General features: G+C 34.6%; 11 protein-coding genes. 2 read left to right on the top strand and 9 right to left on the bottom strand.

All coding sequences use genetic code 11. The features are described 5' to 3' along the window. Positions 1-37: 37 nt before the first annotated feature. The 5 genes from BLV91_RS09730 to BLV91_RS09750 form a co-directional block, all read right to left on the bottom strand. Complete coding sequence (locus tag BLV91_RS09730) at positions 38-940, bottom strand: cbb3-type cytochrome c oxidase N-terminal domain-containing protein (protein ID WP_091432380.1); 903 nt, start codon at positions 938-940, stop codon at positions 38-40. 24 nt (positions 941-964) lie between these two features. Then, positions 965-1,135 (bottom strand): CcoQ/FixQ family Cbb3-type cytochrome c oxidase assembly chaperone, encoded by a 171-nt coding sequence (locus tag BLV91_RS09735; RefSeq protein ID WP_091432383.1) that lies wholly within the window; start codon positions 1,133-1,135, stop codon positions 965-967. Positions 1,136-1,140: 5 nt separating this feature from the next. Next, positions 1,141-3,330 (bottom strand): cytochrome-c oxidase, cbb3-type subunit I, encoded by a 2,190-nt coding sequence (gene ccoN / locus BLV91_RS09740; RefSeq protein ID WP_091432387.1) that lies wholly within the window; start codon positions 3,328-3,330, stop codon positions 1,141-1,143. Positions 3,331-3,332: 2 nt separating this feature from the next. After that, positions 3,333-3,524 carry a cbb3-type cytochrome oxidase assembly protein CcoS gene (ccoS, locus tag BLV91_RS09745; RefSeq protein WP_091432391.1) on the bottom strand — a complete coding sequence of 64 codons (192 nt, stop codon included), beginning with the start codon at positions 3,522-3,524 and terminating at the stop codon, positions 3,333-3,335. A 95-nt stretch (positions 3,525-3,619) separates the two neighbouring features. Then, positions 3,620-5,998, bottom strand: coding sequence for a heavy metal translocating P-type ATPase (locus BLV91_RS09750; protein WP_091432395.1), 2,379 nt, complete (start codon positions 5,996-5,998; stop codon positions 3,620-3,622). 108 nt (positions 5,999-6,106) lie between these two features. On the opposite strand from BLV91_RS09750, the gene BLV91_RS09755 reads away from it, so the two are divergent. Then, positions 6,107-6,787 carry a Crp/Fnr family transcriptional regulator gene (locus BLV91_RS09755; protein WP_091432396.1) on the top strand — a complete coding sequence of 227 codons (681 nt, stop codon included), beginning with the start codon at positions 6,107-6,109 and terminating at the stop codon, positions 6,785-6,787. Between the two features lie 6 nt (positions 6,788-6,793). Here BLV91_RS09755 and BLV91_RS09760 read toward each other — a convergent pair whose 3' ends face one another. From BLV91_RS09760 to def, 4 genes are all read right to left on the bottom strand, one after another. Further along, the gene (locus BLV91_RS09760) at positions 6,794-8,239 is read right to left on the bottom strand and encodes an APC family permease (protein WP_091432400.1); all 1,446 of its coding nucleotides are present in this window, start codon (positions 8,237-8,239) and stop codon (positions 6,794-6,796) included. Between the two features lie 54 nt (positions 8,240-8,293). Next, positions 8,294-9,067: a nucleoside triphosphate pyrophosphohydrolase gene (gene mazG, locus BLV91_RS09765; protein ID WP_091432403.1), complete on the bottom strand. Its 774-nt coding sequence runs from the start codon at positions 9,065-9,067 to the stop codon at positions 8,294-8,296. A gap of 84 nt (positions 9,068-9,151) precedes the next feature. After that, positions 9,152-9,628 carry a DUF5606 family protein gene (locus BLV91_RS09770; RefSeq protein WP_091432407.1) on the bottom strand — a complete coding sequence of 159 codons (477 nt, stop codon included), beginning with the start codon at positions 9,626-9,628 and terminating at the stop codon, positions 9,152-9,154. 91 nt (positions 9,629-9,719) lie between these two features. Continuing rightward, entirely contained in the window at positions 9,720-10,307 is a 588-nt protein-coding gene (def, locus tag BLV91_RS09775; RefSeq protein ID WP_091432552.1) for a peptide deformylase, read from the bottom strand. A 198-nt stretch (positions 10,308-10,505) separates the two neighbouring features. On the opposite strand from def, the gene BLV91_RS09780 reads away from it, so the two are divergent. Beyond that, a complete protein-coding gene (locus BLV91_RS09780) occupies positions 10,506-12,722 on the top strand; it encodes an FUSC family protein (protein ID WP_091432410.1) in 2,217 nt (738 codons plus the stop codon). Positions 12,723-12,741: the final 19 nt, after the last annotated feature.

The raw sequence follows: 12,741 nt of genomic DNA on the forward strand, positions 1-12,741 counted from the left end.
AATACTACTTGACACATATGCTAAATTCATTCTATGATTATTTTGCTGCAGGTTCAGCTGCGGCTTCCTCAACCCATATTTCACCGTCTGGTGCTTTTGGATCTACTGGATTACTGCCTTTTAAAGACAGAATATAACTTGCCACTTTCTGCATTTCTTTTGGTTTAAGTGTCCCCTTCCAGGCAATCATTCCTTTACCATCACGACCTCCATTAACTAGAGTATGGAAAATATTTTTAATACCACCTCCCAGAATCCAATGATCATCTGTCAAGTTTGGCCCAATTTGTCCTCCCGCATCAGCTCTGTGACACGCCGCACAATTAGTAGTAAAAATCACTTTCCCTTCTGCCAAATCAGCTGGTTCCGTTAGTAAAACAACGGTTTTCTCATCCATTAAATCTGGAGCCGTTTTCATATATTCTGCCACATCAATTTTGGCTTGCGCCATCTCTTTCTTCAATTCCATTTCCTGGTTGTCACCATCCATAACTTCAAAACGAACCAAATAAACCGCGGCAAAAACAATACAACCATAGAATAAATACACCCACCATGGAGGTAAATTATTATCTAGTTCCTTGATTCCATCGTAATCATGATCTAACAATAAGTTCTCCTCGTTTTCTATAGGTTCTGCCTTGGTCAGCAGTTTCATCATTCTTTTATACCATTCTCTATCTCGGATATCTGAAGTAGATACGTCAACCTTTCTTGCTTTTTCCTCATCGCTAAGCAATTGATAAGTTATGTTATCAACGGCGCTAATGGTAATTTCGATAGCTATCAAAAGAAATAGAAATACGAATAAAAACACCGAAACCATAGGATATTTTATAAATGCTGCTCGATCGCCTGAGTCGATAAAATATTCCATTGCACCAACGATGATGAAGAAAATTACCGGTACTCTGACATATGCTGGAATTAATTTTTTCATTTTAATTATTTTGAAATTATACTATTAATTATCGTTCAATGGCATTTGACTCAGTTCATCAATCTTTTCCTTTTTATAGGAAAAAACCCAAAATGCAAGTCCCACAAAAAAGGAGAAGAAAATTAACAGTGACAGTATTGGATATATCTCGACACCCGAAATAGTCTCCATGTTGTGTTTAATTTGTTCAAACATGACTTTTAGTTTTTAGTATTATCTTTTACTTTAATATCAGTTCCTAATCTTTGTATGTAGGCTATTAAAGCTACAATTTCTCTTTCATTCATTGGAACGAATGTTTCTCCTCTAGCTTCAGCTTTTTTCTTACTTTCATTATAACTTTTTACAAAGTCAGGATCACCTTTCAAGTTCTCTTCAATTTTCAAGGCTTGTGCTCTTAAAGTCTTAAGTCCGTTTGCAACTTCGGCATCAGAATAAGGAACCCCTAGTGTAACCATAGCTTTCATTTTTCTTTGTGTCAAAGAAATATCCATTGGTTTATTATCAAATAACCATTTGTACCCAGGCATAATTGAACCTGCAGAGATACTTTGTGGACTCCAGAAGTGATTAAAATGCCAGCTGTCATTGTATTTACCACCTTCTCTTAATAAATCTGGACCTGTACGTTTTGAACCCCAAAGGAATGGGTGATCGTAAACAAATTCACCTGCTTTAGACTGTGGTCCATAACGTTCTACTTCACTACGGAAAGGTCGAACAGATTGCGAGTGACAACCCACACATCCTTCACGAATGTATAAATCACGTCCTTCTAATTCTAATGGTGTATATGGTTTTACACTAGCAATAGTTGGAATATTAGATTTGATCATAATTGTAGGCACGATTTGAATAACACCACCAATTAATATAGCAATTGTTGCTAAAATGGTTAACTGAATAGGTTTTCTTTCTAACCATGGGTGAAATTTTTCTCCTTTAACTCTTCCTTTACTTATTCTTACTAAAGCTGGAGCTTCTGCTAATTCATCTTCAATACTAGAACCAAATCTTATGGTTTGAACAATATTATATACTAGTACTAACATTCCAATTAGATAAAGAGAACCACCAATAGCTCTCATCCAATACATTGGCATAATTTGCGTAACAGTTTCAAGGAAATTACCATATGTTAATGTTCCGTCTGGATTAAATTGTTTCCACATAGAAGCTTGCAGAAATCCCGCTACATACATTGGAAGACAATATAATATAATCCCCAACGTTCCTATCCAAAAATGGAAATTAGCTAGTTTAATAGAGAATAATTTACTTTTAGTCATTCTTGGTATTAACCAATAAATCATACCAAAAGTCATAAATCCGTTCCAAGCTAAAGTACCTACGTGAACGTGTGCAATAATCCAATCTGTATAATGCGCAATTGCATTTACATTTTTAAGAGATAGCATTGGCCCTTCAAAAGTAGCCATTCCATAACCTGTAATTGCTACAACAAAGAATTTCAAAACAGGATCAACACGTACTTTATCCCAAGCACCTCTTAAAGTTAGCAAACCATTAATCATCCCACCCCAAGAAGGAGCTAATAACATGATTGAGAATACTACTCCTAAATTTTGTGCCCAGTTAGGCAAAGCAGAATATAGTAAATGATGTGGACCAGCCCAGATATAAATAAAAATCAATGACCAAAAGTGAACAATAGACAATCGATAAGAATACACAGGACGATTAGCTGCCTTTGGAACATAATAATACATCAACCCTAAAAAAGGAGTTGTTAAGAAAAATGCAACTGCATTATGTCCATACCACCATTGCACTAAGGCATCCTGAACACCTGCGTAAACAGAATAGCTCTTCCAAAGTGAAACAGGTAATTCTAAATTATTAAAAATATGTAGAACAGCTATTGTAACAAAAGTGGCCAAATAAAACCATATCGCAACATATAAATGTCGCTCTCTTCTTTTTATCATAGTTCCAATCATGTTGATCCCCATAACCACCCAAATTATAGTTATAGCAATATCGATAGGCCATTCTAATTCAGCATACTCTTTTGAAGAGCTATACCCTAGCGGCAATGTAATTGCTGCAGCAACTATAATTAACTGCCAACCCCAGAAATGAAGATTACTTAAAAAATCACTATACATCCTTGCCTTTAGCAGTCGCTGCATCGAATAATACATACCCGCAAAAAAAGCATTACCTACAAAGGCAAAAATAACCGCATTGGTATGTAAAGGTCTAAGTCTACCATAACTTAACCACGCAATTCCGTCTGTTAGGTTAGGAAAAAGATAAAAGAAAGCTACTAATAGCCCTACTGACATTCCCACTACACCAAAAATGATGGTAGCGTAAATGAATTTCTTTACAATTTTGTTATCGTAATAAAATTGTTGCATTTCCATAATTAATTTTGTTTTTCTTCTGTTATTTGTTTTGGTTTTGGATTCTCAACTTTGAGCTCATCGTCAAAAAGCATTCTGACGGATGGCGTATAATCATCGTCATACTGACCTGTTTTCACTGCTCGTATAAAAGCAATAAAAAAGCCAATAGCGATTATTATACTGATGGAAATTAATAAATAAATGACACTCATACCTCTAATTTGTCTACGCAAAGTTAACTTGCTTCCCTTTCTAAAAATATGACATTTATCATACTTACTAATTATTTGTTAAATTTATTGTTAAATTACTTTAGGCTTTTTGCATAATAATTACTCATTACCGTTACAAAACTTACTATAGTGATGGTACTTAGCGGCATTATTATAGCTGCAACCAAAGGCATTAAATGCCCCGTGATTGCAAATGATAATCCTACAACATTATAAATCAGCGATATTGCAAAACTCATCTTGATTGTTTTCATCGCTTTTTTCGAAAGCTTTAAAAAATAATGCAATTTTTGAAATTCGTTGGCCTCCAGAATGGCGTCACAAGCAGGCGAGAAAACATTGACGTTTTCTGAAATTGATATCCCGATATTGCTTTGCGCCAATGCACCAGCATCATTCAAACCGTCTCCAACCATCATGACATTCTTTCCCTCGTCCTGTAGTTTCTTGATGAATTCAAGCTTCTGTTCTGGCTTTTGATTAAATACCAATTCAGTTCCTTTGGGTAAAATATTCTCTAAAGTCGTTTTCTCTCCGTCATTATCACCAGACAGCACTTTGATTTGGTAATCTCCTTTCAAACTCCTAAAAAGACTGTCCAGGCCTTCTCTGTATTGATTATTGAATATATATTTCCCATAATAAACTCCATCAATCTTAATATGAACTGATGTTTGCATCACAGCACTTTCTTCTACTTTTTCAACAAAAAAAGCAGAGCCAATTTTAAGATGCTTTCCATCAATAGTAGCCTGAATCCCTTTTCCGGTGATTTCTTCAAAGTCAGTAATTTTCATTCTTTTGCATTCTGGCAAAAAATCATACAGCATTCTGCTCAAGGGATGATTAGATGCCCGTAGCAAATTTTTGACAAGAATTAAGTTCTCGCCAGAAAGCGGAGTGCCTTCATAGGAAATACTTGATTTCTTGTTGGTCGTGATTGTCCCCGTTTTATCGAAAACTATCGTGTCCACTTTCGCCAATTGCTCAATGACCAAGGCGTTCTTGAGATAAAATTTCTGTTTTCCTAAAATCCGTAATACATTACCCATAGTGAAAGGAGCGGTCAACGCCAGGGCGCAAGGACAGGCAACAATTAATATCGATGTAAAAACATTAAAAGCCGTAACTGTATCAATAAAAATCCAATATGCGAATGATGCGAAAGCAATCAACAGTAAAATTGGAGTAAAATAACGACTGATCGTATCGGTGATGTTTTTGTGTTTTTGTTCCACATCTTTTTGAAAAACATCATTACTCCACAACTGTGTTAAGTAACTTTGTGACACAGAATGCAACACCTCCATATCGATAACTTTTCCTATTTGTTTTCCTCCAGCAAATATTTTATCTCCCGATTTTTTGGTTATCGGAATCGCTTCACCAGTTACAAAACTGTAGTCTATTGAAGCGCTTTCACTAATTAAAATACCATCTACGGGTATTAATTCCTGGTTTCTAATGAGTAGTCGATCTCCTTTTTGAATATCATAAACAGGAACACTCTCTTCTGAGGCATCGCTATTAATTCGGGTAATGGCTATTGGAAAATAAGATTTAAAGTCCCTTTCGAAACTCAAAAAACTATAGGTCTTGATTTGGAACATTTTTCCAAGTAGCATAAAGAAAATCAAGCCCGTTAAACTATCAAAAAAACCAGAACCGTAATCAAAAACAATATCTATGGTACTTCTAACAAACATTACAATAATCCCCAATGCGATTGGAATATCAATATTCAGCATACCTGATTTGATGCTCTTATAAGCTGAAATATAATAACCATTAGCAGAATAAAAGAACGCTGGCAATGAGATAACAAAAATCAACCATCTAAAAAAAGGCTTGTAAGTATCTAGCCAATATTCATTCACTTCAAAATATTCAGGAAAGGAAAGCAACATAATATTTCCAAAACAAAAGAAAGCTACGCCTAGTTTATAGGTTAGACTTCTATCGACATTCGCTGTTCCAGTTTCATAATTCTCCAAACTAATGTACGGCTCGTAACCAATAGAACTTAGTAAATAGACGATCGTTTTGATAGAAACCAATTCGGGATTATATGTAATTCTGACTTTCTTATTCGGGAAATTTACTTGAGAAGAGCTTATTCCTTTTTGAAGACGCTGTAAATTTTCCAGAATCCAAATACACGAACTACAATGAATGTGAGGAATACTAAGTGAAACAATAGCGGTTGTATCCTCTTGAAATTCCAATAGCTTTGAACTGATGCTCTCATTGTCTAAAAAATCATATTTACCGTGTATGTCTTGGGGAGTTGCTCCAGGGGATTTTTCGAAATCATAATAGCACGACAAATCATTCAGACTAAAAATTTCGTACACGGTTTTACATCCGTTGCAACAAAATTTCTTTTCGTCAAAAACAATCTCCTCTACTTTAATTATATCTAACCCACAATGGAAACAGTTTTGCGTATCCATAATTTTGCTCATTTTACCTATTGCAAAGGTGCTAAAGGAATGTTAATTAAAATATGATATATGTCATATAAAACCGTAATTTTACGAAACTAACAAACCTTTTTCAAGATGAGTAAATGCGAACAATGTATCGTTAGAGAATTTAGCTCCCTAAAAGCGCTAAACAAAGATGAGTTACTGAAACTAGCTGATTGTAAAACTTCACACACCATTAAAAAAGGAGAAGTGATTTTTCAAGAAGGAGAAAATGTAAATGGAATATTCTGCATTAAAAAAGGAGTATGCAAACTCACGAAATTAAGTCCAAACGGAAAGGATCATATTGTTAAGCTTGTTTCAAAAGGAGAATTGTTAGGCCAGCGTTCCCTAATAAGTGAAGAAGCGGTAAACTTAAGCGCCGTTGCACTTGATGATATGGAAGTATGTTTTATTCCTAAAACTGAGGTAATGGGTTTCTTCGACAAGAACAATCAATTTTCCATGAATGTAATGAAAAACATTTGCGGTGACCTGAAAGAAGCTGATGGCCATATGGTTGATATGGCTCAAAAATCTGTTAAGGAAAGATTAGCCGAAACACTACTTCACTTGCATAGTACTTTTGGTGTAAACGAGGATAATTCATTACAAATTCAACTTTCAAGGGATGAACTAGCTAGTATGATTGGTACTGCCACTGAAAGCTGTATTCGCTTGTTGTCTGATTTTAAAAAATTAGGAATGATTGAATTAGTAGGCAAGAAAATCACACTTAAGGACATCAGTCAGTTGAAAAGGATTGCTAAATAGTTACTATTACTTTTTATTCATAACAAAATAATAAACCGGAATTCCTAGAGCTACAATACCAAGACCCAATCCTGTATTGAAAGTATCATAAATCAATAAAGTAATGCAAATGCCCACGGTAACTACGATATAAAGCGCTGGAACAAGTGGATACCCAAAAGCTTTATAAGGTCTCTCTGTATTAGGTTCTTTTTTTCTTAATATAAATACACCAATGATTGTTAAGATATAAAACAGTAAAGAGGCAAAAGTGGCATACGTCAACAAGTCCCCAAATTTACCCGAAATTCCTAAGACACAAGCCCAAATACATTGTACCCATAGCGCTTTGGCCGGAACTTGATTTTTATTTAATTCTGTTGCTTGTTTAAAAAACAAACCATCTTTTGCCATAGCGTAAAACAATCTACCTCCTGAAAGAATTAGTCCGCTATTAGCACCAAAAGTAGACACCATAATTAGCGCTGCCATTACAAAAACACTAACATTACCCATAATCATACCTGCGGCAGCTGCTCCAACTCTATCGTTATTTGCAAACATAATTCCGCCATCAAAAACAGAAGTTGCTCCTGGCGTCCCCTGCATTGGTAGTAAGGCTAAATAAGCTATGTTAGCCAACACATAAATAATAGTTACGATTAATGTTCCTAAGAATAAACTTCTAGGAATATTCTTTTTTGGCTCTTTAATTTCTCCAGCAATAAAAGTAACATTGTTCCAGGCATCACTTGAGAATAAGGAGTTAATCATTGTCGCTGCAGCAGCTCCTAACAATGCCGTTCCAGCCAATTTTGTAACGGTTACCGTTCCGTCAGGATTAAGCACCGTTTTACTCGCGTCCCACATATTAGCAAAGTTATTTGCCAAAACGTCTGTTTTAAGTCCTACATATATCCCTAAAATGATCAAAGCAAATAAAGCGATCAACTTAGCCGAAGTCAATATTAGTTGCACTATTTTTCCGCTTTTAACCCCTTGTGTATTAATATAAGTAAGCAGAATAATACTTAAAATAGCCAATAATTTACTATTCGTAAATACAAAACCAGTTCCTATTTTGAACAGTGTATCGTCTAATACCGGAAAAAATATGGCAGCATAACTAGCAAATGTTACCGCAATTGCCGCAATAACTCCTGTCTGAATCACTGTAAAAACGGTCCATCCATAGAGAAAGGAAACTAACCTCCCATACGCACGTTGAATATAAACAAATTGTCCGCCAGCATTAGGCATCATTCCTGCTAATTCTCCATAACTCAATGCCGCTGCAACAGTTATTAAACCTGTAACTAACCAAATTACCAATAACCAAGCTGCAGAACCTATGTCCCTTGCCATGGCCGACGTTACAATAAAAATTCCGGAACCTATCATGGAACCTGCTACTAAACTAGTAGCATCAATTAATCCTAAAGAGCGTTTTAGCTCCGTTTTATTTTCCGACATAGTTATATGCTGTTGACTTGTATTTTATGTTTTTTGCTTCAAGCTAAAATGCAATTATAATTTCTTTGCTTCTTCCCAGAAAATATCCATCTCAGCAAGGGTCATATCCATTAAAGGTTTACCAAGTTCTCCAGCTTTGCTTTCTAAATATTGAAAACGCTTAATGAATTTTTTATTGGTACGTTCTAAAGCATCTTCTGGATTAATATTTAGGAAACGAGCATAATTAATCATTGAAAATAACACATCACCAAACTCGGCTTCCATTTTATCTTGATCACCAGCGGCTACCTCAACTTGTAATTCCTGTAACTCCTCTTGAACTTTATCCCAAACCTGATGTGATTCTTCCCAATCAAAACCTACACCTTTTACTTTATCCTGAATTCGGCTTGCTTTTACTAATGCAGGCAAACTCTTGGGCACACCTTCAAGAACCGATTTTCTACCTTCTTTTAGTTTTAATTTTTCCCAATTCTGTTTTACCTCTTCTTCGTCCTTTACAACAGTATCGCTATAAATATGTGGATGACGGTGAATTAGCTTATCACAGATTTCGTTGCAGACATCAGCAATATCAAAATCATTTGTTTCGCTTCCTATCTTAGCATAAAAAACAAGATGCAACATTAAATCGCCCAATTCTTTCTTTACTTCATTCAAATCATTATCCAAGATGGCGTCACCTAACTCATAGGTTTCTTCAATAGTAAGATGCCTAAGTGTTTGCATGGTTTGCTTTTTATCCCATGGACATTTCTCACGAAGATCATCCATGATATCTAGTAGTCTTTCGAAAGCCTTAAGTTGAGTTTGTCTAGTATTCATTGAAAATGGTTTTGTGTAAAAATAAGAAATCCTGAAATCTAAAAAAGTAGATCACAGGATTTCTTTATAAATTTTGAGAATAAATTATTCTACAATCTTTTTTTCTTTTTTTGGTTTTTCAGCAACTACTTCTGCTTCAGCAGGAGTTTCAGCTGCAACATTTTCTTCAGCTGCTACCTCATCAACAACAAGACCTTTAGCCTGGATCATATTGTACCAGTTTAAAATTTTCTTAATGTCTGAAGGATATACTCTTTCTTCATCGTAATCAGCTAAAATTTCTTTAAAATAAGCTGCCAATGTAGCGTTATCTGATTTATGCGAAATTGCTGGACCATTACTTTCTTTTGCAGCAATTCTTTTCATTATTTCTGCTAAAGGTTGTTCACCTTCGTAAGTATAAACTGAAATCTCAGATAACAAACTCACATTACTTTTTAAGTTTACAGTGATTTTTTTTCCATCTGCTAATGATTCCGCAACAAAACCACTACGTGTTTGTACTTTAAGTATGTATAAACCTGGTTTCCCTGAAATCGCTAATATTTTTTCTAAATTCATGCTATTTTACTTATAATTAAGAATTCTATTTGTATTATATTTTTTTGACAAAGTCCAAGAACCATACCAAGGTAAACATTTTAGAATTTATTTACCTTCCTTTTTTGGCAATAAATCTCATTCTATAATCTTGAAATGTTTTGCCTTCAGTAATGTTTTTTAACTTCTTCTGAATCAAGCGTTTTTTAAGTGATGAGATCTTATCTGTAAATAAGATTCCTTCAATATGATCGTATTCATGCTGAATAACTCTAGCTATTAATCCTTCAAAAACTTCCGTTTTCATTACAAAATCCTCTTCACAATACTCAATTGTGATTTTTGGATTTCTGTAAACGTCCTCACGAACATCTGGAATACTCAAACATCCTTCATTAAAGCACCATTCTTCACCTTCTTCTTTCAACATTTTTGCGTTGATAAAGGTTCTTTTAAAGCCTTTTAATTCTTGTTGTTTACTAGCTTCCAAATCTTCATCCTCGCTAAAGGGTGTAGTGTCGATTACAAATAAACGAAGAGCCTTTCCTACTTGTGGAGCGGCAAGACCTACTCCGTAAGCGTTATACATCGTTTCGTACATATTAGTGATCGTCTCTTTTAAGTCCGGGTGCTCTTCTGTAACATCCTCCCCTACCTTTCTCAAAACGGGATGTCCATATCCTACAATTGGTAAAATCATTGTTTTTGTATTAAGTATTATCAACCATAAATTCAGAAACTTCATTCTTTAAATACGGTTGGCAAAAATAGTAAAAATTTAGAGAATGAATAATTCCTGATTGATAAATAGTTTTTATTTATATTTTACACATAAATCAATGCTGTTTCTCATTGGGTAAATACTACAATTCTTATATTTGCGAGTAATCTATTCCCTATGATTTCTAAGATCAAGCAATTTGCAGACAGTACTTATTTCACGAATGCCCTAAAGGTAACTATATCTGCGGTCGTTCCTGTTTTATTGTTTTCTTATTTAGGCCATTTTCGAATTGGTTTTACAATCGCACTTGGTGCCTTTTTTACTTATCCCAGTGATATACCTAGTAACTTAAAACACAAGATTAATGGGATACTAGTTGCTGTTCTTATTGTTGCCAGTGTCAATTTAATTATAAACTTAATTCATCCGTATCCGCTCATCTTTTATCCGATACTGACGTTATTGATTTTTTTCTTATCCATGATTTCGGTTTATGGACAGAGGGCAACCATGGTTTCATTTTCGGCATTGCTTTCTATTTCCTTGGCATTTGCCCATTTACAAACTGGATGGGAAATAGTACAATATTCAGGTTTAATTATGTCTGGAGGTTTGTTCTACCTTTTGGTTTCACTGATTTTCTATTATGTCAGGCCGCATAGGTATGTTGAACTACAAATATCGGAGTGTATCCAACTAACTTCTAAATACTTAAAATTAAGAGGGGATCTATGGAAAGTTAATTCAGATAGAAAAGCTATCACTAAAAAACAATTGCATTTACAGGTGCAGTTGAACACAATACATGAAAACATAAGAGAAGTTCTTATCAGAAATCGAACTGTCTCCGGTTCTTCTAATCAGAATAGAAAAATGCTAATGATCTTTATCTCTTTAGTGGAAATAATGGAATTAGCGGTTTCTACCTCATTCGACCATAATAAACTACACCAGAAATTTGACAATTATCCAAAGGTTTTAAACACCTACCAAAATTTAGCCTACCACCTTGCAACCCATTTAAAACAGTTGTCCAAAAGTATCCAAGACAGAACCAAATACGTTTCTAAACACAATTTAGACAACGATTTAAAGGAATTGGAATTGGCTATTGAAGACTACGAAATAGATATGGATAAGGCTCGCGCATCTGAAGGAGTATTTATGCTAAAAACCATGTTGAATTATGCCGAAAAGCAAGTCGACACAATTAAAATTCTGGAGCGTGCATATACCTCATCTGTAATTTCAAATGATTTCAAAGGAAGGGATAAGGATTTAGAAAAATTCATATCAACACAATACTATCCTTTAAGCACGATGATTGAAAACTTTAGTTTTTCGTCTACTGTTTTCAGGCACTCTCTTCGATTAACAATTACCCTTGTAATAGGATTTATTATTAGCCAACTACTTCCTTTCCAAAATGACTATTGGATTGTACTGACTATTGTCGTTATTATGCGCCAAGGATATGGCCTGACTAAACAACGTACCTTTCATAGAATCTTCGGAACTATTCTTGGTGGCTTTATCGCTTTTGGAATTCTTTCGGTAATTCACGATTCTTCCATAATTGGAGCATTAGCTATTATTGCGATGCTTTTTGGCTTTTCATTTACACCTTCCAATTACAAAATTGGAGCTACTTTTATCACTGTTTATGTGATTTTCATTTATGGAATATTAACCCCAAATATAGAAGATGTCATACAGTATAGGGTATTAGACACCCTTGTTGGAGCAAGTTTATCGTTTTTAGCCAATTACTTTTTATGGCCTTCTTGGGAATTTTTGAATATTCCTGTTTATCTAGAAAAATCGATTGATGCGAATCGAAAATATTTGCAGCAGATATCACTACTTTATAATAAAAAAGGAGATATTTCTACCTCGTATCGTTTAGCTAGAAAAGAAGCATTCGTAGAAATTGGTAATCTAATGGCTTCTTTTCAAAGGATGATCCAAGAACCAAAATCGAAACAAAACAAACTACCTCAAGTTTACAAGTTAACCGTACTTAATCATACATTGCTGTCTTCAGCTGCCTCCTTGGGAACTTATATTCAGTCGCACAAAACTACTGAAGCATCCGAAGCATTTAACGTTGTAATTAGCAATGTAATTCAAAATTTAGAAAATGCAATGCTGCTTTTAAAAGAAGATGAAGCCGAACCAAAAGACAATAGTACTGAAGAAATAGGAAAGCGATTTACTGAGTTGAAAAATATTCGCGCCAGAGATTTAAAACAAGTAAATGGTATAGACGAAGAAGCTTATCAGTTAAAAATGCAAGAGTCACAATTGGTAATTGAGCAATTGATTTGGCTGACAAACCTGTCTGAAAACATAGTGAAAACTACTAAAATATTGATGCAGGCCCAATCCTAAACAAAAAAATCCCGAACTA

The organism is Flavobacterium degerlachei (assembly GCF_900106645.1).
GTDB lineage: Bacteria > Bacteroidota > Bacteroidia > Flavobacteriales > Flavobacteriaceae > Flavobacterium > Flavobacterium degerlachei.